This window comes from Streptomyces sp. NPDC013187, assembly GCF_042899705.1.
Lineage (GTDB): Bacteria > Actinomycetota > Actinomycetes > Streptomycetales > Streptomycetaceae > Streptomyces > Streptomyces hawaiiensis_A.
Genome location: NZ_JBIBAF010000008.1, coordinates 281,702 through 303,626, shown reverse-complemented (window position 1 = coordinate 303,626; position 21,925 = coordinate 281,702). Strand labels below are relative to the sequence as shown.

Sequence of the window (21,925 nt, the reverse complement as noted above, 5' to 3'; positions counted from 1 at the left end):
GCCGTCCGGGCTCGTACGCATGTGCCCGCCCCCATGCAAGAGGCGGCCGCCCGTCCGGGAGAGGAGGACGAAGGCGGCCGCCTGGGGGATACCGACCATGCCGGACTCCCGTGGGGGTACGGTTCACGTGCCCCGGATTCCGGCGGCCATTCCACCCTTTCGGAATTTCTCCGCCGGGCCCGGGTCGGCGGGTGCGATCCCCGTCGCCCCTCATCGGTATCTCTCCGCCCGGCGGCCCCGGGTCAGCAGGCCGCCCTGTCGCCCCCCCACGGGGATTCCTCCGCCCGGCCCGGGTGAACCGGTGCCGCCCTGTCGCCCCCCTCAGTCGGTGCAGCCCTGCTGTCCGGCCGTCAGCGTCGCGCAGGCCTTGGCGTCGGCGGCATTCTTCACGGCCACCATCGGGGTGTAGGCGATGCTGTCCCCGGCCGCGGTGATGCTGCCGGTCTGCTTCGCCTTGCCCGAGCTGATCCGGACCTCGTCGCCCTGGGCGGCCTGCGTGATACGTCCCCAGGCCGCTTTGCAGGTCTTGCTGTAGCGGACCTCGACCGTGGTCGTGCCGACGGTCGCCGTCTGCGCGGTGGTCACCAGGTCACCGCTGCACCCCATGGCCTCCGCGTCCTTGCCGGTGCAGTCGGCGCCGCTGCACTTCACGCCGGGTGGCAGCTTCGGGTCGCTGCTGACGGTCGGCGAGGGCGACGGTGCGCCGCCCTTGACCTCGTCGTCGCCACCGCCGCCGGTCAGGTAGAACGCGCCGGCGATCACCACGAGCACGCCCACGACACCCGCGACGAAGGTCACCGTCCGCTTCTTGCCCGCGGCGGCGGAGGCGGAGGCCGTGCGGCGCGTCCCCCCTGCACCACCGGCCCCGCCCGCACGGGACGGGACAGCGTCCTGCGGTTCGCCGTACGAGCCCGCCCCCGCACCGGGAGTCCGGCCGGGGCCGCCGGGCGACCCGGCGGAGGTTCCGGGACCCGAGCCGGGCCGAGCTACCCTGCCCGTGCCGGAACCGGCGGAGCGCCCGCCCGTCGGCGACGGGCCCTGGTACCCGGCCAGTCCCCACGAGTTGACCTCGGGCTCAGCGCTTCGGCCGCCGCGCCGCAGATCAGAGCCGGTGGAGTCCTGGACCTCCGGGGCCGTCGGCTGGGGCGGGACGGTCGGGGCCACACCAGCGGGTCCCGCGATGCCCGGCGTGACCGTGGTGCCGCCGCTCCTGCGGGTGGGCCCGCCGCTGCCCGCGGAGGCCGCTCCGCCGTCACCCGCAGAGGCCGCCTTGCCACCCGCCGAGGCCGCCGAGGCCGTCTTGCCACCGGCCGACGCCGACTTGCCACCGGCCGAGGGGTCGCCGAAGTCCTGCCCGCCGAACTCCCCGAGCGCCGCGCGCGCCTGGGAGATCCGGATGGCCTCCATCGTCATGTCGTGCCGCATCTCCGAGCGGCTCCAGGCACGCTCGGCGAGCTCCCACATCGTGGTCAGGTGCACCGGGTTGGTGCCGGTGACTTCGGCCAGGGCCACGATCGCGCCCTTCGGGGCGAGCAGCCGGCCGTTCAGGTAACGCTCCCACGACGTCTTGCTGTAGCCCGTGCGGTCCGCGACCGACGCGATGCTCAGTCCACCGCGGTCCACGAGCCTGCGCAGCTGGCTGGTGAACTCCCTGATCTGTGGATCGAGCTCATCCGGCAAGGCCTTCCAACGAGGCATTGCTCCCCCTCTTCCCCCCGAAACGTGCTGATATTTCTCGCGCTGTTCGCCCCACGCGTGGCGGCCTCGGCCGAGTCCCCGTTCTGGATACCCACAGGGATGCGCCCGGTCAGGATCTCAGTTCCCTGACGAAGGGCGCACAGGAGCATGGTGACCGCGCGCGATACACCCTGGACCGTCCCGATTGTCCATGCCAACCCCGCTGTCGCACCACTTTGTGTGGTAATGGAAGCGAGACGTACCGGAACTGTCACTTCCGTGCCACAGCGCACTGACAGCCGTTGAACAGGCCGTTCGCGGTGCAGGAAGGTGGGGCGTGGCGGCGGCCCGTCCTTCCTCGGGGGAGAGGACGGACCGCCGTCCTCGTCATTCGTTGGTGACCGTGAAGTGCAGGGTGTCCTTCAGGAACGGGATCTGCAGCAACGGCTTCGGCTGTGCCATCAGCGCCAGCATGACGATCACCAGGCCCAGCAGGGCGTAGGTGACGATGTCCGTGAAGCGGGAGCGGACGGCGAGCATGCCGACGTCCGGCAGCAGCCAGCGCATCACGCCACCGCCCAGCAGGGCGACGCCGATCAGCAGCGTCCCGAGCCGGAACTGGCCGAACGCGGTCACCAGCAGTCCGACCCCGGCCAGCCCCAGCACGGCGAGCACGGGCCACTGCCGCGCCGGCGCGGGAGCGTCCCGGGGCGCGGCCCGGCCGCCGCCCTCGGGCCGCGCGGTGTCCTTGGTGAACAGCGGGAAGCGCCGGGTGACGCGCCGCGGCCGCCCCTCGGCGTCGGGCGCGCTGACGGGGTCCCGGACGGTGAGCTCCTCCGGCGACTCGTGCCCGCTCGGGGCCTCGTGCCCGCTCGGGGCCTCGTGCCCGCTCGGGGCCTCGTCCCTGTCCGGGGCCTCGTGCCTGTCCGGGGCTGTGCGCCCGCCCGTGGGATCGTGCCCGCTCGTCGGCTCGTGCCCGCTCGTCGGCTCGTGCCCGCTCGTCGGCTCGTGCACGCTCGTCGGCTCGTTCCCGGTCTCGGCCTCACGCCCGCCAGGGGCCTTGTGCCCGCTCGGGACCTGGTGCTCAGCCGGCACTGCGCTCCGCCGCCTCGACCACGTTGACGAGCAGCTGGGCACGGGTCATCGGGCCGACTCCGCCGGGGTTCGGGGAGATCCAGCCGGCGACCTCGGCGACGTCGGGGTGGACGTCGCCCACGATCTTGCCCTCGGCGCTGCGCGAGACGCCGACGTCGAGGACGGCGGCGCCGGGCTTCACGTCCTCGGCGCGGATCAGGTGGGCGGAGCCGGCCGCGGCGACGATGATGTCCGCGCGCTTGAGGTGCGCCGACAGGTCACGGGTGCCGGTGTGGCACTGGGTCACGGTCGCGTTCTCGCTGCGGCGGGTGAGCAGCAGCGGCATCGGCCGGCCGATGGTCACACCGCGCCCCACGACCACGACCTCGGCGCCCTTGATCTCCACTCCGTAGCGGCGCAGCAGCGTCAGCACGCCGTTCGGGGTGCACGGCAGCGGGGCGGGCTCGTTGAGGACGAGGCGCCCCAGGTTCATCGGGTGCAGCCCGTCCGCGTCCTTGTCCGGATCCATCAGTTCGAGGATGCGGTTCTCGTCGATGCCCTTGGGCAGCGGCAGTTGCACGATGTACCCGGTGCAGGCCGGGTCCTCGTTCAGCTCGCGGACGGCCGCCTCGATCTCCTCCTGGGTAGCCGTGGCGGGCAGTTCGCGCTGGATGGAGGCGATGCCCACCTGCGCGCAGTCGCGGTGCTTGCCGGCGACGTACTTCTGGCTGCCGGGGTCTTCCCCGACCAGGATCGTGCCGAGGCCGGGCGTGACGCCCTTCTCCTTCAGCGCCGCCACGCGGGCGGTCAGATCGGACTTGATCGCGGCTGCGGTGGCCTTGCCATCGAGAATCTGGGCGGTCATGGCCCCATCCTCGCGGATGACCCCGCCGCGGTTCCAATCCGCCCGCAATCCGGGCACCGGGGGCTCCCCCGTCCCGTATCCGCCCATGATCGGCGATGTTGCACTTGCACAACACATCGGGAATGCGGCTGGACAAGCCGGTCAGTGGTGCAGAACGATGACACGACAAGTGCCGCGGGCAGTTCAACGGGGGGACGGTCGCAATACTGAAGGTTTTCCTCCGTGCGGATGTCACGCGTCGTCCCCGCACCAGGACCAACGGAGGAAAGTCCCCCATGAGCTACGGCGACCCGAACAACCCCTACGGCGCTCCCCAGGGGCAGCAGCCGCAGCAGCCGGGCTACGGTTACCCGCAGGACCAGGGGCAGGCTCCCGGTTACGGCTACCCGCAGGCCCCTCCGGTGTCCCCCTACGGCGGCCCCGCCGCGCCGACCACGATGCCCGGCTCGGTGAGCGCGGCCCGCGTGATGATGTGGGTCATCGTCGGTCTGCAGGTCGTCGCCGTGGTGATCCTCGGGATCGGTGCCGCGGCCATCAACGCCGCGAAGGACGACGCGACCGTGCAGGACAACCCCGCCCTTCAGGACCTGGTCGGTGACTCGACCGGCCTGATCTGGGGCTACGTGGTGTTCGGCCTGGCCTGGCTGGTGTTCGCGGCCGTCCTGGCGACGAAGTTCAAGAACGGCGGCAACGGCGCCCGGGTCACCATCCTGGTCTTCGCCATCATCACGGCGGTCCTCGGCATCTACCCGTTCCTCCTCATCGGCCTGGTGCACACCGTCCTGGCCATCCTGGTCGCGGTGTTCGTCGGCAACGCCAACGGCAAGGCCTGGTTCAACCGCCCCCGTTACTGAGCGGGCCCGGTCGACAGGACCGGTTCACGCCAATCACTTTCAAGGGCCGTGTCTCACCCGTACGAGGGGGGCACGGCCCTGGTGCGTCGCCCTAGTCTGACGGTGGTAGCTGTTCAGGCACGGGGAGAGCACCTTGTACAGCAGCGTCGTGGTACCTCCGCCGACCACGGAGGACGAGCGAAACCGCACCCCCCTTGACATCACACCCGGTGAACGACCCGCCCGCGGCGGACCCGCACGCGGCGCCCCCGGGCTCCTCGGCCGGCCCGGCCGGGCCGGGGCGATCCGGTGACCGAGGCGTACGCCGTACCCGTGCCCAAGGGCTATCGGGTCGGCGTCTGGGAGGTCCGCGAACCCATCGCGACGGGCGCCTTCGGCAGTGTGTACGCGGCCCGGCGCGTCGGTGACGGCTCCGGCACCGGCACCGGCACTCGACTGCCGCCCACGGCCGCGCTGAAGTTCCTGCCCACCGGGACGGCCACGCCCCGCCGGCTGACCCACCTGCGCGAGCTGATCGAGCGGGAGGTCGAGCTGTACCGGCGGCTGCGGCATCCGCGGCTGGTGCGGATGTACCAGACGCTGACGGTCGACGATCCGGCCCGCCCCGGCCTGGACGGCGCCACCGTCCTCGTCCTGGAGAAGGCCGAGGGCTCCCTGTCGGCGCTGCTCGCCGCCACGCCCCGGCCCGCCGCGGGCCCCGCGCTGCTCGCGCAGATCGCCGAGGGCATCGCCCAGCTGCACGACGCCGGCTGGGTGCACGGCGACCTGAAACCGGCCAACGTGCTGCTCATGGCGGACGGTTCGGTGCGCCTCGCCGACTTCAACATGGCCGCCGAGCTGGAGGGCACCCACGCCTACACGCCTGCCTTCTCCACCCCCGACTACACCCCGCCGGAACTCCTGTGGACCGAGATCGGCGAGCGCGGCCGCCGCATCCGCCCGTCCGCCGACATCTGGGCCTTCGGTGTCCTCGCCCACCTCGTGCTCACCGGCTCCTTCCCACTGCCCGGGGCCACCCCGGCCGCCCGCCGCGACGCGGCCGCGGCGTACGCCCGCGGTGCCGACGAACTGCGACTGTCACCCGAACTGCCCGATGCCTGGCGGGAGATCGTGCGCGCCTGCCTGACCCGGACGCACCAGCAGCGCATCGGCGGCGCGGCGCTGGCGCGCCGGGTGACGTCGGCCGCCGGCCCGGGCGGTCGCGCCTTCCGCCTGCCCCGTCTGCGACCCACCCGCCACCGCCCGCGCCGCAGGTCCGTCGCGGCCGTCCTGGCCGGGGCGGTGACGGCCCTGGCCGCCCTCGCCTACGGCATCAGCGTCTGGGCCGGTGCCGGGGCCAGCGGCGGCAGCGGCGGCAGCGGCTCCGGCGCGACCGCGAACGTCTCCGCGGCCGCGTACGGCGCCTCCGAACTCCGCACCGACCGGGGCGTTCCGCCCGCCTACCGGCTGCTGATCGTCGAGACGGCGCACGACTGCGACCAGAAGGAGGTCACCCCGGTCCTGATCGCCGCCATGCTGAAGGTCGAGAGCGACTTCGACCCGGACCTCTCGGACCCCGACCACAACGAGTACGGCATCGCCCGCTGGACGCCGCGCGTCCTGCGCTGGTGGATGAACGAGGACGGCACCCCCGGCGAGACGGTCCCCCAGCCTCCCTTCCCGCCCGCCGAGTCCATCCCGGCGATGGGCCGCTACCTGTGCTGGATCGCCCCGCGCCTGCACGAGGGCCTGCCCGGTGACCGGCGGGTCCTGATCGCCGCCGCCTACCGCACGTCGTACCGGACGGTGAACGCGACGGGCGGCGTACCCCCGGACGTACGCGCCTACGCCGACCGCGTCGCCCACTTCCTGAAGGAGTACGCGCCCGAGGGCCGGAAGTGACCCCACCGTCGCTGTCGTCGACGTGCCGTCACCGATGAGGTGGTGGGCCGTCACAGGTGATGTGGCGGACCGTCACAGGTGATGTGGTGGGCCGTCACAGGTGATGTGGCGGACCGTCACAGGTGATGTGGCGGACCGTCGTAAATGACCGGACCGGTCGGATGGAACATGCGAACATGCTCTCGATTCCCATCAGTTGGAGAGAGGTTCACGCATGAGACTCACCCGCGGTGCCCTGCTCGTCGCCGCCGGCGCCCTTGCCCCCGCCCTCCTGTTCACCACTCCGGCCTTCGCCACGGGCGCGGCTCCCGCGACCGCCGCGGTGGCGGCGGTCCCGTCGGACGGCACGCCGGTGGACGAGATGTCCCTGGACGACCTCCGGTTCGCCATCGTCCGCATCCTGGCCGACCCGGACTCGGGCCGCCGCGTCGCCCGCGAGGCCAACGCGGCGCTCGACGGCACCGTGGAGGACATGCGCGAGTTCCTGAAGACGGGCTACCGCCTCGCCCAGGCCGAGGACGACCGCGTCGCCATCGCCCGCATCATCGGCGACCCCGACTCCGGCCGCGGCGTCAAGCGCGAAGCCAACGAGGCCCTCGACATCAACACCCCCGAAGCCCTGCGTGCCTTCCTGGAGACGGGCTACCGCCTCGCCCAGGCCGAGGACGATCGCGTCGCCATCGCCCGCATGCTGGCCGACCCGACGATCAGCGCGGCGCTCCGCGCGGCCGCCGAGGACGTCATCGACGGCACTCCGGAGGAGGTGCGGTACTTCCTGGAGGTCGGACGGTACGAGGTCGACGGCTGACGCGACGCCGACGGCTGACGTGTGACCCGACGGCTCGCACTTGGCCGGCGGCTGGCGCGTGACTTGCGGCTCTCACTTGGCCGACGGCTGACGCGTGGCCCGCGGCTGACATACACGGAGCGGGCCGGCGTGGTCGCCGGCCCGCTCCGTCACCGACGGCTCAGTGGAAGAAGTGCCGCGTGCCGGTGAAGTACATCGTGACGCCGGCCTTCTGCGCGGCCTCGACGACCAGCTCGTCACGGACGGAACCGCCGGGCTGGACCACGGCCTTGACTCCGGCGGCGGTGAGGATCTCCAGGCCGTCCGGGAAGGGGAAGAACGCGTCCGACGCGGCGTACGCGCCCGCGGCGCGCTCGGCACCGGCCCGCTCGACGGCCAGCTTCGCGGAGTCCACCCGGTTGACCTGCCCCATGCCGACGCCCACCGAGGCACCGTCCTTGGCGAGCAGGATCGCGTTGGACTTCACCGCGCGGCATGCCTTCCAGGCGAAGGCCAGCTCGGCCAGCTCGTCGGCGCTCAGCGCCTCGCCGGTCGCCAGCGTCCAGTTGGCCGGGTCGTCGCCGTCGGCCTGGAGGCGGTCGGTGACCTGGAGCAGCGCGCCGCCGTCGATGGGCTTGACCTCGACGGGGGCTGCGGGCCCGTCGGCGCAGCGCAGCACGCGGATGTTCTTCTTCTTGGTGAGGGCCTCCAGGGCACCCTCCTCGTAGCCGGGCGCGACGATGACCTCGGTGAAGATCTCCGCCACCTGCTCCGCCATCTCCTTGCTGACCGGGCGGTTGACGGCGATCACGCCGCCGAACGCCGACAGCGGGTCGCAGGCGTGCGCCTTGCGGTGCGCCTCGGCGACGTCCGCGCCGACGGCGATGCCGCAGGGGTTGGCGTGCTTGATGATCGCGACACACGGCTCGGCGTGGTCGTACGCGGCACGGCGGGCGGCGTCCGTGTCCGTGTAGTTGTTGTACGACATCTCCTTGCCGTGCAGCTGCTCGGCCTGGGCGAGGCCGCCGCCCGCGGCGGAGCCGCTCATCGACGCTGTGGAGACGTAGAGGGCCGCGGGCTGGTGCGGGTTCTCGCCGTAGCGCAGGGTGTGCTCGCGCTCCCAGGTCGCGCCGAGGAAGTCGGGGAACTGCGACTCGTCCACGGGCGCGTAGGAGGAGGCGAACCAGGAGGCGACTGCTACGTCGTAGGCGGCCGTGTGCTGGAAGGCCTCGGCGGCGAGCCGCTTGCGGGTGGCGAGGTCGAAGCCGCCGTTCTGGACGGCCTTGAGCACGTCGGCGTAGCGGGCCGGGCTGGTGACGACCGCGACCGAGGGGTGGTTCTTGGCGGCGGCGCGGACCATCGAGGGGCCGCCGATGTCGATCTGCTCGACGCACTCGTCGGGCGAAGCGCCGGAGGCGACGGTCTCGCGGAACGGGTAGAGGTTCACGACGACGAGGTCGAACGGCTCGACACCCAGCTCGGCGAGCTGCTCGCGGTGGCTGTCCAGGCGCAGGTCGGCGAGGATGCCCGCGTGCACGCGCGGGTGCAGCGTCTTGACCCGGCCGTCCAGGCACTCGGGGAAGCCGGTGAGCTCCTCGACCTTGGTGACGGGGACGCCGGCAGCGGCGATCTTCGCGGCGGTGGAGCCGGTGGAGACGAGCTCGACCCCGGCCTCGTGGAGTCCGCGCGCGAGGTCCTCGAGCCCGGTCTTGTCGTAGACGCTGACGAGCGCCCGGCGAAGGGGCCGCTTGTTGCTCTCGGCGGTCACTGGATAACTACCTTTCGTCCCTCAATGCGATAGCCGTTGCGGGCGAGGCGCCCCACGACCTCGACGAGCAGCCTTCGCTCGACTTCCTTGATGCGCTCGTGCAGAGCGCCTTCGTCGTCCTCGTCCCGGATCTCCACCACGCCCTGCGCGATGATCGGCCCGGTGTCGACGCCGTCGTCGACGAAGTGGACGGTGCAGCCGGTGACCCTGGCGCCGTACGCGAGCGCGTCCCGCACGCCGTGGGCTCCCGGGAAACTGGGCAGCAGGGCGGGGTGCGTGTTGACGAACCGCCCGCCGAACCGTGCGAGGAACTCCTTGCCGACGATCTTCATGAACCCGGCGGAGACGACGAGGTCGGGCTCGTACGCGGCGACGGCCTCGGCGAGGGCGGCGTCCCACTCCTCCCGGCTGCCGTGGTCCTTGACCTTGCACACGAAGGTGGGCAGCCCCGCGCGCTCGGCACGCGCCAGCCCCTCGATGCCCTCGCGGTCCGCGCCGACGGCCACGACCTCGGCCCCGTACGCCTGCGCGCCGACGGCGGCGATCTCGTCGAGCAGCGCCTGCAGGTTGGTGCCTGATCCGGAGACCAGCACGACGAGGCGCTTGGCGCGCGGGGCCACGGGCTTGGCGGCCACGGTGGAGGCCTTTCTCGGGGGAGCGTCTGTCCAGGGTGACCGGCACGCGATGCTTTGTGCATTCATACGAATGCGTTGCGTCCCCGGATACGGGGAAGCCTACGAACCGGCCGACCGTCAGCAACGATACCGGCACACCGGACGGCCCCCACGGGACGGGGGCTGGGCCGGGAGGTAGCGTCTGGACGGAGCCGGTTCGGGAACGACGTCCGGACGTGGTGCGTTCAGGAGGTGACGGACCCGGGTCCGACGCCGTTCCGTCCTGTCCACTCATTCCTCCTCACCAACGGGAAGACGCTCACTTGATGCCGGACCGCAGCCTGCGACTCCTCACGTTCCCCCAGCTGTCGCCGCAGGGAGGGGAGCGCGGCGCCGTGCTGCTGCGGGAGCGCCCCAGCTCACCGCCCGACGCACCTTCGGGCGGCGACGGCGGGGAGAGGCGGGGCCGCGGGTCCCAGGAGGACAACCCCTTCGCCCCGCCGCCCGAGGGCACGCCTGACCGGCCCTGGCAGCCGCGACGCCCGTCGGGAGAGGACTCCCCGGACGCCCAGGACGGTGGCGGGCGTGACCGCGCCCCCTGGGGCAGCCAGTGGAGCGACCAGCAGCCCGGCCGCTCCCCCGGCGGTTTCGGTGAGCGTCCCCGCAGCGGGTCCGAGGGCCAGGGCGGCGGCCCCCAGAGCGGTGGCCCGAACACGCGCTGGGATCCGACGGATCCCGCGCAGCGCCGGGCGCGCTACGCCCTGCTGTCAGGCATGTGGGCCTTCTTCTTCGCCCTCTTCAGCTGGCCGTACGTGGCGCTGCTGCTCGGCGCGCTCGCCCTCTACTGGGCCATCAGCTCCCTGCGCGCGGGGCCCCGCAAGGCCGACCCGGACTCCCCCGCACCCGAGCAGCAGGGCGGCGGCCGCCCCCAGACGACGGCGGCGGTGAGCGGCCTGGTGACGGCGTCCCTGGCGATCGCCCTGGTCGCCGCGTCCTTCACGGCACAGCTGGTCTACCGCGACTACTACACGTGCACCAACGACGCCCTCACGAACGAGGCGAAGCAGTCCTGCTCCAAGCTTCTGCCGGAGGAGCTCCGGGGGTTCCTGGGGACGAACGGCTGACGCTTCAGCCGTTTTCCGGCGGGGAGGACCGGTCGGGCGTACCCGGGGTTCCGTACCGGTCCGGGCCCGGGTCGTACGGCAGGAAGTCGTAGAGATCGAAGTCCTTCTCGCGGTCCGTCCCGCGGTTCCGGTCGCGGTTCGGGTCTCGGCTCCGGTCGCGGTTCGTCCCGCGGTCGCGGTTCGGGTCGCTGTCGCGGTTCAGGTCACGGTCGCGGTTCGGGGCGCGGTCCGCGTCACGCAGGCCGTACAGAGCGTCGTACTCGTAAGGCGTGTAGGGGGCGTGAAGCCCGTCCGGGGTGGGGTCCGAGGCGTGCGGCGCCGAGGTTCCGTCGGTCACCGGGGCGCCATCGCGGTCTTCTGCATCCCAGGTCCGGCTCGTTCCCCGGGCGCCCTCTGCGGCTTCCGGGCCCCCGGCCACCCCCGCGACCCCCGCTACTCCGGTGCGCGTGAACGAGCCGGGGCCGCCTCCCGTCCGGGTGCGCCGCTGCTCTCGGGCGCCTTCGCCCGCCTTCTTCCGCTGTTCGCCGATCTTCGACTCCTCCGACCCGGGCGTCCGGCACCGCCAGGCCCGGGCTCCCACCGCCGTGGGGATCGACAGCAGGCCCAGCCAGGCCAGCGTCGCGGTGGCGACCTGCCACCACACCGGGCCGAAGCGGGAAAGAACGGCGGAACCGAGCGGGCCGCCCGACAGCGCGGCCAGTACCGCGAGCACGGCCGCGCACAGGACCGACGCCAGTGCGGCGGCACGGGCGGTGCGGCCGACCGACCATGGCACGGCCCGCGTACCACCCGGTCGTGTCCCGCCGCGCTCCCCGGATGCCGCCCCCTTCGCCACCGTCCAGCCCACGACCACCCCGGCGACCAACGGCACCGCCCCGGCCGCCCAGTGCACCGGCGTCCCCTCCCCGGCCTCCGGCACCGCCGCCAGCAGCGGAAACGGCGGCAGGAAGGGGGCCGGTGCCGAGGACAGCGGGCCGACCGCATGGCCCACGCCGAGGGCGAAGCCGGGGCCGAGGGCATAGGCGGCGCCCCACACCGCCGCGTTCGGGACGAGGGCCACGCACAGCAGCAGTACGGCAAACCGCCCCGACCACCCCTCGGTCAGCCGGAGCAACCCCGCCTGGGTCGTCGCACCGTGCCCCACCAGCGACACCACCACCAGCAGCGCACCACCCCCGAGGAGCACCGCCGCCCCGGCCGCAGCGGCCCGGGCGGCGATGCCCGGGCGCCTGCCCGGACCGAGCACCAGCGGGTGCGCTCCCGACGGCAGCACGCCCAGCAGCCGGCGCAGCGGCCGGCCGGGACGGCCGTACGCCGACCACACGCCCGCCCCCGCCGCCACGACGGCGACCAGCGGAACGCACACCCCCGTCCACGCCCACGACGGCCGCAGCACACCGCCCGCGGCATAGAGAGCGGCGGGCACGGCGACGGCCAGGTAGCCGAGGACCACGCCCGCCCACGCGGTGCCGGCGGAGACCAGGGGCGGATTCGCGACCCCCTCGGCGTCCTCCTCGACGTCGTCGTCCTCGTTCCCTCCCCCGCCGTCCGTCGCGTCCCGCGCCGCCCGGTGCAGCAGCCACACCGGCAGTGCGAGCAGCAGCATGGGCGGCAGGCCGAGGGGAGCGGGGACGCCGGAGAGCGTGTCGGTGCGGACCAACTCGGCACCATGGGCCAGCAGCCACAGCGCAGCCGCCACATGCATCGCGCCACCGGGCCCGCTGTCCGGATAGGGCGAGCTGATCCACAGCAGCGTCACGAGCACGGCGAACGACGCGAGCCCGAGGCCCGCTGCGAGCGCGCCCCCCATGAAGCCGTCGCCCAGTCCGGGTGAACGGTCGCGCATTCGAGTGAGCAGGGGTGACAGCGAACGTCGGCGAGCGGTCATCTCGATCACGACCGCCATGCTCCCAACGACACGCGCTTTACCGGCGTAACAGGCGAACCTTCGCTGTGTCGCTAAAAATACGCTTATGTACTTTTCTGGACGGAGGCGAGCCCTGTGACGCAGAGCCCTGCCCTCCCGCTCCCACCGCCCAAGGAACGCCGACGCCTGCGCGAAGCCGCCTCGCTGACGCGGGCTCAGCTGGCCTCCCGGGTGGGCGTGACCAGCGAGACGGTGCGCGGGTGGGAGACCGGCCGCTCCACCCCACGCGGCCGCAAAGGGGAGAAGTACGCGCAGCTGCTCCACTCACTGGGCGGCGAGGTGGAGATGACACCTCCACAGGAGGGCGCCGTCGACTCCGGCGACCCGGAACCGTCATCCGGGGCCGCGTCCGCGCGACGGTCCGCACGGGCCCGGCGCAAGGCCGCGGCCACCGGCCGGAAACGGCCCGCCGCGAAGGACCGCGGCCGAGGCCCCGTCACCGTCCCCGACAGGAGCCACACCCCCGTCCCGCACGGACATCGCGTCATCCTCGCCGAGCGTCCGCGTACGACGCCGCCGCGTCGGCCGGACGAGGCCGTCACCGCGCTGACGCCCGATCAGGCCTTCGACGCGCTGTACGTCTTCTGCGCCCCCGCGCTCGTCCGGCAGACCTATCTGCTGACCGGCCGGCGCGGACTGGCCAGAGTGTCGGTGGAGCGGGCCTTCCAGATCGCCTGGCAGCGCTGGCCCGAGGTGGCCCGCGACCGCGACCCGGCGGGCTGGGTGCGCGCGATGGCGTACGAGTGCGCGCTCTCCCCGTGGCACCGGCTCCGGCCGCGGTTCCGGCTCCCCGAACCGCCGCCGTCCGACGCCTTCGACCGGGCGCTGATGGGCGCCCTGCTGAAGCTCCCGCCGTCCTACCGTCGCACGCTGGTGCTCTACGACGGGGTCGGACTCGGCCTGCCGGAGACGGCGGCGGAGACGGAGGCCAGCACCCGTGCGGCCGCGAACCGGCTGGTGCACGCGCGCGAGGCGCTGGCCGAGCGGCTGCCGGAGCTCGCGGACCCGGAGACGCTGCACTGGCGGCTGGTCGAACTGGCCTCCACCGAGCGACTGCGGGCCGCCAAACCGCCGGTCGTGCGCAGGGGCGGGGAACGCAGGGCCACCTTCTGGACCCGGGCCGCCATCGCCTTCACGGTCGCCCTGATCGGCACGACGGCCCTCACGGTCCGCACGGCCCCCACCCACTACGAGCCGCCGGTACCACCGGGAGAGACGGTCCAGGGCGTACCACCGCCCGTCGCGCCCGGTCCCCTGTCCGAGAAGGAGCGGAAACTGCGCGCCAAGCTGCGCGAGGAACAGCAGGGGGGACCGGACAGATTGCTCCCGCAGCCGTGGTGACGGCCGTGACGGCGGTGACGGCGGTGACGGGCCGCGACGGCGGTGACGGCCGGGACGGCGGTGACAGCCAGGACGGTGGTGACGGCCGGGACGGCGGTGACGGCCGGGACGGGGGCGGTGAGGGCGGTGACGGCGGTGAGGGCGGTGACGGCGGTCGGGGCACGGATATCGCGGCGGAGGCGTCGACACGGCGGTTGGTGCACGGATGTGGCGGTGGGGCACAGACACGGCGGTGGGCCCGCTCCCCTCAGGGAGCGGGCCCACCAGTGCGCTACGGCGTCGTTCAGCCCGGGGGCTGTCCTCAGCTGCCGAGAATGGCGCGCGCCAGCTTGGCCGTCTCGGTCGGGGTCTTGCCGACCTTGACGCCGGCGGCCTCGAGGGCCTCCTTCTTCGCGGCGGCCGTGCCGGAGGAGCCGGAGACGATGGCGCCGGCGTGGCCCATGGTCTTGCCCTCGGGCGCGGTGAAGCCCGCGACGTAGCCGACGACCGGCTTCTTCACGTTCTCCTTGATGAAGGCCGCGGCCCGCTCCTCGGCGTCGCCGCCGATCTCACCGATCATCACGATCAGGTCGGTGTCGGGGTCGGCCTCGAACGCGGCGAGCGCGTCGATGTGCGTGGTGCCGATGACCGGGTCGCCACCGATGCCGACGGCGGAGGAGAAGCCGATGTCCCGCAGCTCGTACATCATCTGGTACGTCAGCGTGCCGGACTTCGAGACCAGGCCGATGCGGCCCGGCTTGGTGATGTCGCCCGGGATGATGCCGGCGTTGGACTGGCCCGGCGTGATGAGACCGGGGCAGTTCGGGCCGATGATCCGGGTCTTGTTGCCCTTGGACACGGCGTACGCGTAGAACGCGGCCGAGTCGTGGACGGCGATGCCCTCGGTGATGACGACCGCGAGGGGGATCTCGGCGTCGATGGCCTCGACGACGGCCGCCTTGGCGAAGGCCGGCGGGACGAAGAGGACGGACACGTTGGCGCCCGTCTTCTCGATCGCCTCGGCGACCGTGCCGAAGACCGGGATGTCGTTGCCGTCGATGTCGACGGACGTGCCCGCCTTGCGGGGGTTCACGCCACCGACGATGTTCGTGCCGTCGGCCAGCATGAGCTTGGTGTGCTTCATGCCCGTGGCACCGGTCATGCCCTGGACGATGACCTTGCTGTCCTTGTTGAGGAAGATAGCCATGGCTGTTTAGTCCCTCGTCCCTTACTTCGCAGCCGCGAGCTCGGCGGCCTTGTCGGCCGCGCCGTCCATGGTGTCCACGCGCTGGACCAGCGGGTGGTTGGCGTCGGAGAGGATCTTGCGACCCAGCTCGGCGTTGTTGCCGTCCAGACGGACGACGAGGGGCTTGGTGACTTCCTCGCCCTTGTCGGCGAGCAGCTGCAGCGCCTGGACGATGCCGTTGGCGACCTCGTCACAGGCGGTGATGCCACCGAAGACGTTGACGAAGACGGACTTGACGTCCGGGTCGCCGAGGATGATCTCCAGGCCGTTCGCCATGACGGCGGCGGAGGCGCCACCACCGATGTCGAGGAAGTTGGCGGGCTTGACGCCACCGTGCGCCTCACCGGCGTACGCGACGACGTCCAGGGTGCTCATGACGAGACCCGCGCCGTTGCCGATGATGCCGACCTCGCCGTCGAGCTTGACGTAGTTGAGGTTCTTCTCCTTGGCGGCGGCCTCGAGCGGGTTGGCCGCGGCCTTGTCCTGGAGGGCCTCGTGCTCCGGCTGGCGGAACTCGGCGTTCTCGTCCAGGGACACCTTGCCGTCCAGGGCGATGACGTCACCGGAGGCGACCTTGGCCAGCGGGTTGACCTCGACCAGGAGGGCGTCCTCCTTGATGAAGGTGTCCCACAGCTTGACCAGGACGTTCACGACCTTGTCGGCGACCTCGGCCGGGAACTTGGCGGCCGCGACGATCTCGCGGGCCTTCTCCTCGGTCACGCCCTCGTTGGCGTCGATCGGCGTCTTGGCGACGGCCTCGGGGCGGGTGGCCGCCACCTCCTCGATCTCCATGCCGCCCTCGACGGACGCGATGGAGAGGAAGGTGCGGTTGGCACGGTCCAGGAGGAAGGAGACGTAGTACTCCTCCACGATCTCCGGGGCCGTCTCGGCGATCATCACCTTGTGGACCGTGTGGCCCTTGATGTCCATGCCGAGGATGTTGGTCGCGTGCTCGACCGCCTCGTCGGGGGTGCCGGCGAGCTTCACGCCGCCGGCCTTGCCGCGGCCGCCGACCTTCACCTGGGCCTTGACGACGGACTTGCCACCGAGGCGCTCGGTGGCTGCGCGGGCCGCCTCAGGCGTGTCGATGACTTCACCGGCCAGCACCGGTACATCGTGCTTGGCGAAGAGGTCCCTCGCCTGGTACTCGAACAGGTCCACGCGCTTCCGTCCCTATCAGTGATCTCGCGGTTCGTTGTCTGCGTGGGCGTGCCGCGAGGGCAACGTGACGTCCGCTGTCTGTCACAAGGGAGGCGCACACGGTGTCCGAGCGCGCGGCATGTCCGTCTCGCAGGTTATCGCTGCTTGCGGGAGGCCTCTAAATCGAGGGTCACACCTGAGCGGTGATACCTGTCACATGATGCCGCGCTCTCTGACACGGCGTGCCGGAGGTGAGGGGCCTCACCGGGCTGGGGTTGGCCCGGTGAGGCCCGCCTGACGCCCCCGAAGGAGTCTGAAGGCCCTCTTCAGGGCCTGTTCTTCGGGGCCGCGGGTCACGTGGTCCCCACCCCTATGGGAACCACTCGACCCATCCACGAGGTTTTAGGCCCGGACTGCCGACGGCTTTCGGCCGTCCGGGCGTGACGCCTCGTGAAGCACTGGGAGCGGGAGGGGTGCCGTGGGGCACCCCGGGCGGGGTCGGTCGGCCGGAGGAGCTCTCCGCCCGGGGCCGGGGCCGTGGCGGGAGACCTCGACGGCCGTCCGTGCTAGCCGGGGAAGAGGGGGATGTCCCGGTGACCGCACCCGGTAGCGGCCGGGGAGGCGCCGACACCGGCAGCGGACCCGAGCGCGAGCGGCGCCCAGGGGCTCGGGGTGACGGCGTGAGCCTCGCCGTGCCGCGCCGAGCCGCTGTCGGCCATGGACCGGTTGCCGAGCACGCCGTCGGGACGACCGCCGGACGAGTGACCGGCGGCCGGGGCACGTCCCGCGTGCGGCGAGGATCCCGGGTGACCGGGGTGGCTCAGGCGACTGGGGCGGCCGAGGTGATCTGAGTGGCCCACGTGGCGGGCAGGTCTGAGGTGGGTGGCGCGGAGGCCGTGGGGTTTCGGGCCTGCGGGGGCGGCGTGAGCGGCGTGGGACTCGTGGCCGGCGACCGGGGTGTCCGGTTTCCGGTCCTGCCGCGAGGAGCCGGCTTCAACCGCGGGCACGGTCGCCGAGTCCGGCACCGATGCCCCGCCCGGTTGGGGGGCCGCCGTGACAGGGGTTGGTGGGGCCGGCGGAGCGGGTGGAGCGGGTGGAGCGGGTGCTCCAGGGAGCTCGATGTCGGGGTCCCCGGGGAGTGGCGGCAGGTCGGGCAGCGCGGGTGAGTCGGGTAGCCCGGGCAGGGCGGGCAGCGCCGGTGCGTCCGGCAGCCCCGGCAGGGTGGACAGCGCCCGTGCGTCCGGCAGCCCCGGCGACCCGATCGGGACCGGGGGGTCTGAAACCGCCAGGAGGCCCGGAAGCGCCGGGAGGTCCGGCACCATCTGGTGCGACACCGGCCCGGGCGGCTCCGGACGCTCCACGTGCGACGGCCGCTCCCGCCGATGCGACCGCGAGGACGACGACGGCGATGACGACGATGACGGCGACAGCGACACCTTCACCTTCGCGTCCACCGGCCCCTGGCGCGCAACTCGCCCCGCCTCACCGGCTCGCCCCTCCGGCCGCACCCCCACACCGTTCACACCGTTCTCCGCATGGGCCTGCTCCCCCCACAGCAGTCCGATGAGCAGCAACCCGCCCACCAGCAGCGCCACTTGGAGCGCACGCCGCCCCGCCGCCGTGCGCAGCGTGCGCAACGCGGCTCCGGGCAGGGCTGCTGACCAGCTCAAGAGGGGAGGCTTCCTCCCGTGCGACGGAAGCGGTACCGCCCGGCCGGCACCCCGCACGGCCGAGCAGGCGCCGATCCTCGCACGGGAGTGCGGAGGTTGCGCAAGCCCTTACTGACCGATGGGCCGTCATGTCCCTTTTGCTACTCCAAGTCGGACGACGACCCATCGACACATCGTCATCTGCACCCTCACGCGGGGTACTTCACACAGAGCCCGCTACGCCGCATCCGGTATCGGCAACGGCCGCTTCTCGATCGCCGCCGCCATGACCTCCGGAAACAGATCGGGCGTGCACGCGAACGCCGGTGCCCCCAGCGCCGCGAGCGCGGCCGCGTGCTCCCGGTCGTAGGCCGGCGCCCCCTCGTCCGAGAGGGCCAGCAGCGTCACGAACTGCACGCCCGACGCCTTCATCGCGGAGACCCGCTTGAGCATCTCGTTGCGGATGCCGCCTTCGTAGAGGTCGCTGATCAGCACGACCACCGTCTCCGCGGGCCGCGTGATCTGCGACTGGCAGTACGCGAGCGCACGGTTGATGTCCGTGCCACCGCCGAGCTGCGTGCCGAACAGCACGTCGACCGGGTCGTCCAGCTGGTCCGTGAGGTCCACGACCGCCGTGTCGAAGACGACGAGTCGCGTGGAGATCGTCCGCATCGAGGCGAGCACCGCCCCGAACACCGATGCGTACACAACGGATGCCGCCATGGATCCCGACTGGTCGATACAGAGGATGACCTCCTTCTTCGTGGACCGGGTCGCCCGCCCGAATCCGATGAGCCGCTCCGGCACGATCGTCCGGTGTTCGGGCAGGTAGTGCTTGAGGTTGGCCGCGATGGTGCGGTTCCAGTCGATGTCGTGGTGCCGGGGCCGGTTGATCCGGGCGCTGCGGTCGAGGGCGCCCGTGACGGTGGCCCGGGTACGGGTGGCGAGCCGCTTCTCCAGGTCCTCGACGACCTTGCGCACGACGGCCCGGGCCGTCTCCTTCGTCGTGTCGGGCATCGCCTTGTTGAGGGACAGCAGCGTGCCGACGAGGTGCACGTCGGCCTCCACCGCCTCCAGCATCTCCGGCTCCAGCAGCAGCGTGGCGAGACCGAGCCGGTCGATGGCGTCGCGCTGCATGACCTGCACGACGGAGGAGGGGAAGTAGGTCCGGATGTCCCCGAGCCAGCGCGCCACGGACGGCGCCGACGCCCCGAGCCCCGCCGAACGGTCCCTGCCCCCCTGTGACCTGCCGTCCTTCCTGCCGTAGAGCGCGGTGAGCGCCCCGTCCATCGCGGCGTCCTGCCCCGACAGCACGCAGCCCGTACCGTCCGCCGCTTCACCGCCGAGCACGAGCCGCCACCGCCGCAGCCGCTCCTGCGCCGGGTCCGTCGTCCCGGGCGTCATCCCCGTCCTCCCTGGTGGGGCCGTTCCCACAGCGGGATCACCGGCACGGTCGTCGACGGCCGCCTTTCGGCCCGGAACCCGCCCGCCTCGGTGCCTCCCGTTTCCGGTGTCGTACTCCGCTCTCTCAGAGCCTCGGTCGTCATCCCGTCACCCCCGCCAGATGGTTGTCGGTGTTCTCGTCCACTTCGTCCAGCCCGAGCAGCAGCCGCACGACCGGCAGTACGGCGTCCGCGCGCGCCGTGTCGGGGTCGGCCGCGAACCCGGGTATGCCGGAGCCGGCGGCTGTCACACCGGCCCCGGCTCCCGGTCCGCGTCGGACCAGTTCTCCGAGGGTCCGGCGTACTCCGGGCTCGTACGCCGAGAACGTCCGCCGCAGCAGGGGCAGTACGTCCGTGAAGGCCTCGGCCGGCACCCCGGTCAGCCACGCGTCGACAAGGCCGAGCAGCCGCTCGTCGTGGACCAGGAGCATCCCGCCCCCCGAGCCCCCTCCGACGAAGCCCTCGATCCACGCGGCCGCGTCCGGCGGCGGTGTGCCCGGCGACAGGACGAGTCCCATCAGCAGTGCCGCCTCGTCCTGGGCCAGCTCCCCGTCGTCCAGCAGGAGCCGCACGGCCCGCCCCCGGATGGCCCCGGGCACGCTGTCCCGCCCGGACAGCACGCGCAGCACCGACTGCCACCGGTTTCTCAGGCGGCGGTGTCCCGCGGCGGGGGCGTCGCCCAGAAGGCCCACGGCTCCGTGCACCGCGTCCACATGGCGCCTCATCTCCTCGGCGGCGTCCCCGTCGAGCGCGGCGCAGGCCGGGGGCAGGCCGACGAAGACCCGCTCGGCCAGTCCAGCGGCGACTTCCGCCAGAGCAGCGGTGTCGGTGCCGCGCACGTCGCCGTAGCGCAGGGAGCGGACCAGGGCCGGGAGTGCCTGGGCGAGATGGCCGACGTCGGTGTCGAGGGCCGCCCGGTCGGCGAGGACCCGCATCACCGTCGGCAGCGCGTCGGGCAGTTCGGCCAGGAGGCAGTGCTCGGCGAGCGTGGTGACGTCGGCGAGGCCCTGCGCGGTGACGGCGTCCGCTTCGGCCTTGGCGGTCGCGGCGGACAGGACGGTCGTCCCCCATACCCCCGCCTCGGCGATCCGCACGGACAGCTCGGGTTCCCAGCGCAGCCGCCATGTCTCACGGAACGTGCCGGTGCTGCCGCGTGAGGCGGCCGGTTCGCCCCATGCGATGCCGAGCAGCCGCAGCCGGTGCAGCAGTCTGCTGCGGGCGGCGTCGTTGTCCTTGCGCAGGTCGAGCTCCACCTCCCGCTCCAGCGCCTCCGGCTTCAGCCGCAGCCGGCGTTGCAGCCGGGTGAGGTCCCGCTGCAACGGCACCGCCGGCGCCGACGAGGGCACCTCGCCCAGCACGTCCCCCACGACCAGCCGGTCCCGCACCAGCTCCAGCGGCACGTCGGAGCCCTCGCACATCACCGCCCGCACCGCGTCGGTCGTCTCGCTCAGGCCGGGCAGCGGACGGCCGCGCATCGCGGCGAGCGTCTCGGCCAGCCGCACCGCCTCGATGACGTGCGCGGAGGAGACGATCCGGTCCTCGGCGCGCAGCAGCCCCGCCACCTTGGTCAGCCACCGTTCCACCGGCCGGTCCGGAGCGCTGAACAAGTGCCCGTACCAGCCCGGGGAGTCGATACCGGCCCCGTACCCGCTAGCCCGGGACAGCCGACGGTGGGTCCACGGCACCCAGGTCATGTCCGCCTTGATCTTGGGCAGCCCCTTCAGCAGTGCCCTGTCGGCGGTGACGGTGGTCTTCTGCCGCAGTGCGGGCACGTGCCAGGCCCCGCAGACCACGGCGACGCCGTCCTCGAACTCCCGCTGCGCCGCCCGCACCTGGAGCCGCATGTACGCCTCCCGCACGGGGTCGCGGTCGTGTCCCCCGCTGCCGTAGGTCTCCCGCAGCGCGCTCATGGCCTCCTCGAGCGCGGTGAACGGCGCGAGGGCGTCGCCCTCCTCTGCGTCGCGGTGTTCCACGACGTCTTCCCACCACCGCTCCGGGTCGTCGTAGCCGGCGGTTCGGGCGAGCACTCCGATCGGGTCGATCCGCGGGTCGGCCGGGCCGGGACCGGTGTCCCCGTCCGCAGCCGTCTCGGCGTCCGGAGAGCGCTCGGCCCCCGCCTCGTCCTCCGGCCTCCCCCAGGCCAGCGTGTGCGTGGCAGGCAGGTCGATGAAGCGGGCCGGGACGTCGTGTTCCAGGGCCCAGCGGATGGCGACCCACTCCGGGGAGAATCCGGCCAGCGGCCAGAACGCCGAGCGGCCGGGCTCGTCCACGGCATGGGCGAGCAGTGCGACCGGTGGCCGCATCTCCTCGTCGGCGGCGAGCGGGATCAGCGCGTCGGCCTCGGGCGGGCCCTCGATCAGCACGATCCGAGGCCGGATCTGCTCCAGAGCCGCCCGCACCGCCCGCGCGGAACCCGGCCCGTGGTGCCGCACCCCCAGCAGCACCGGGCCCGCTCCGGCCCCCTGGCCCGCGGCCCCTTCCACACCGGTCACTTCATCCCACCTCCCGTCCCGTCCCGCATGAACCGTCCCGCATGTCCCGTCCCGCACGTCCTGTC

Annotated in this window: 15 protein-coding genes; 5 read left to right on the top strand and 10 right to left on the bottom strand. The window is 72.8% G+C overall.

All coding sequences use genetic code 11. The annotated features are described in order from the left end of the window. Window positions 1-321: 321 nt before the first annotated feature. The 3 genes from ACFY5B_RS19195 to ACFY5B_RS19185 all read right to left on the bottom strand — a co-directional run bounded on the left by ACFY5B_RS19195 (window position 322) and on the right by ACFY5B_RS19185 (window position 3,616). Window positions 322-1,698, bottom strand: a complete 1,377-nt coding sequence (locus ACFY5B_RS19195; protein ID WP_389970475.1) for a DUF2690 domain-containing protein — start codon at window positions 1,696-1,698, stop codon at window positions 322-324. Between the two features lie 366 nt (window positions 1,699-2,064). Beyond that, window positions 2,065-2,691 (bottom strand): DUF3017 domain-containing protein, encoded by a 627-nt coding sequence (locus ACFY5B_RS19190; RefSeq protein ID WP_389970472.1) that lies wholly within the window; start codon window positions 2,689-2,691, stop codon window positions 2,065-2,067. 70 nt (window positions 2,692-2,761) lie between these two features. Then, window positions 2,762-3,616 carry a bifunctional methylenetetrahydrofolate dehydrogenase/methenyltetrahydrofolate cyclohydrolase gene (locus tag ACFY5B_RS19185; protein WP_351646172.1) on the bottom strand — a complete coding sequence of 285 codons (855 nt, stop codon included), beginning with the start codon at window positions 3,614-3,616 and terminating at the stop codon, window positions 2,762-2,764. 275 nt (window positions 3,617-3,891) lie between these two features. Here ACFY5B_RS19185 and ACFY5B_RS19180 point away from each other — a divergent pair, with 275 nt between their 5' ends. The 3 genes from ACFY5B_RS19180 to ACFY5B_RS19170 all read left to right on the top strand — a co-directional run bounded on the left by ACFY5B_RS19180 (window position 3,892) and on the right by ACFY5B_RS19170 (window position 7,159). Continuing rightward, window positions 3,892-4,470 (top strand): hypothetical protein, encoded by a 579-nt coding sequence (locus ACFY5B_RS19180; protein ID WP_389970469.1) that lies wholly within the window; start codon window positions 3,892-3,894, stop codon window positions 4,468-4,470. 288 nt (window positions 4,471-4,758) lie between these two features. Then, window positions 4,759-6,351 (top strand): protein kinase, encoded by a 1,593-nt coding sequence (locus tag ACFY5B_RS19175; protein WP_389970466.1) that lies wholly within the window; start codon window positions 4,759-4,761, stop codon window positions 6,349-6,351. Between the two features lie 214 nt (window positions 6,352-6,565). Next, window positions 6,566-7,159 (top strand): ALF repeat-containing protein, encoded by a 594-nt coding sequence (locus tag ACFY5B_RS19170; protein WP_389970463.1) that lies wholly within the window; start codon window positions 6,566-6,568, stop codon window positions 7,157-7,159. 160 nt (window positions 7,160-7,319) lie between these two features. Here the strand turns inward: ACFY5B_RS19170 and purH are convergent, their stop codons facing one another. Together purH and purN are read right to left on the bottom strand one after the other, a co-directional pair. After that, entirely contained in the window at window positions 7,320-8,906 is a 1,587-nt protein-coding gene (gene purH / locus ACFY5B_RS19165) for a bifunctional phosphoribosylaminoimidazolecarboxamide formyltransferase/IMP cyclohydrolase (protein WP_389970460.1), read from the bottom strand. Then, a complete protein-coding gene (purN, locus tag ACFY5B_RS19160) occupies window positions 8,903-9,541 on the bottom strand; it encodes a phosphoribosylglycinamide formyltransferase (protein WP_389970457.1) in 639 nt (212 codons plus the stop codon). Before purN ends, purH begins: the two co-directional genes overlap by 4 nt. Before the next feature lie 305 nt (window positions 9,542-9,846). Between purN and ACFY5B_RS19155 the strand changes: the two genes are divergently transcribed. Then, window positions 9,847-10,644 (top strand): hypothetical protein, encoded by a 798-nt coding sequence (locus ACFY5B_RS19155; RefSeq protein WP_389970454.1) that lies wholly within the window; start codon window positions 9,847-9,849, stop codon window positions 10,642-10,644. A 4-nt stretch (window positions 10,645-10,648) separates the two neighbouring features. Here ACFY5B_RS19155 and ACFY5B_RS19150 read toward each other — a convergent pair whose 3' ends face one another. Next, on the bottom strand, window positions 10,649-12,550 hold the full coding sequence (locus tag ACFY5B_RS19150) for a DUF6350 family protein (RefSeq protein WP_389970451.1): 1,902 nt from the start codon (window positions 12,548-12,550) through the stop codon (window positions 10,649-10,651). A gap of 96 nt (window positions 12,551-12,646) precedes the next feature. Here ACFY5B_RS19150 and ACFY5B_RS19145 point away from each other — a divergent pair, with 96 nt between their 5' ends. Beyond that, the gene (locus ACFY5B_RS19145) at window positions 12,647-13,912 is read left to right on the top strand and encodes a sigma factor-like helix-turn-helix DNA-binding protein (protein ID WP_389970448.1); all 1,266 of its coding nucleotides are present in this window, start codon (window positions 12,647-12,649) and stop codon (window positions 13,910-13,912) included. A gap of 301 nt (window positions 13,913-14,213) precedes the next feature. Here the strand turns inward: ACFY5B_RS19145 and sucD are convergent, their stop codons facing one another. From sucD to ACFY5B_RS19125, 4 genes are all read right to left on the bottom strand, one after another. Further along, a complete protein-coding gene (gene sucD / locus ACFY5B_RS19140) occupies window positions 14,214-15,098 on the bottom strand; it encodes a succinate--CoA ligase subunit alpha (protein ID WP_031132986.1) in 885 nt (294 codons plus the stop codon). Window positions 15,099-15,119: 21 nt separating this feature from the next. After that, window positions 15,120-16,298: an ADP-forming succinate--CoA ligase subunit beta gene (gene sucC, locus ACFY5B_RS19135; RefSeq protein WP_389970445.1), complete on the bottom strand. Its 1,179-nt coding sequence runs from the start codon at window positions 16,296-16,298 to the stop codon at window positions 15,120-15,122. Window positions 16,299-18,163: 1,865 nt separating this feature from the next. Continuing rightward, entirely contained in the window at window positions 18,164-19,330 is a 1,167-nt protein-coding gene (locus ACFY5B_RS19130; protein WP_389970442.1) for a VWA domain-containing protein, read from the bottom strand. Between the two features lie 139 nt (window positions 19,331-19,469). Next, window positions 19,470-21,860, bottom strand: coding sequence for a DUF5682 family protein (locus ACFY5B_RS19125; RefSeq protein WP_389970439.1), 2,391 nt, complete (start codon window positions 21,858-21,860; stop codon window positions 19,470-19,472). Window positions 21,861-21,925: the final 65 nt, after the last annotated feature.

Coding starts and splice junctions, on each gene's coding strand:
- ACFY5B_RS19195 (WP_389970475.1), bottom strand. CDS start 1,698: ATGCCTCGTTGGAAGGCCTTGCCGGATGAGCTCGATCCACAGATCAGG.
- ACFY5B_RS19185 (WP_351646172.1), bottom strand. CDS start 3,616: ATGACCGCCCAGATTCTCGATGGCAAGGCCACCGCAGCCGCGATCAAG.
- ACFY5B_RS19180 (WP_389970469.1), top strand. CDS start 3,892: ATGAGCTACGGCGACCCGAACAACCCCTACGGCGCTCCCCAGGGGCAG.
- ACFY5B_RS19170 (WP_389970463.1), top strand. CDS start 6,566: ATGAGACTCACCCGCGGTGCCCTGCTCGTCGCCGCCGGCGCCCTTGCC.
- ACFY5B_RS19155 (WP_389970454.1), top strand. CDS start 9,847: ATGCCGGACCGCAGCCTGCGACTCCTCACGTTCCCCCAGCTGTCGCCG.
- ACFY5B_RS19150 (WP_389970451.1), bottom strand. CDS start 12,550: ATGGCGGTCGTGATCGAGATGACCGCTCGCCGACGTTCGCTGTCACCC.
- sucD (WP_031132986.1), bottom strand. CDS start 15,098: ATGGCTATCTTCCTCAACAAGGACAGCAAGGTCATCGTCCAGGGCATG.
- ACFY5B_RS19130 (WP_389970442.1), bottom strand. CDS start 19,330: ATGACGCCCGGGACGACGGACCCGGCGCAGGAGCGGCTGCGGCGGTGG.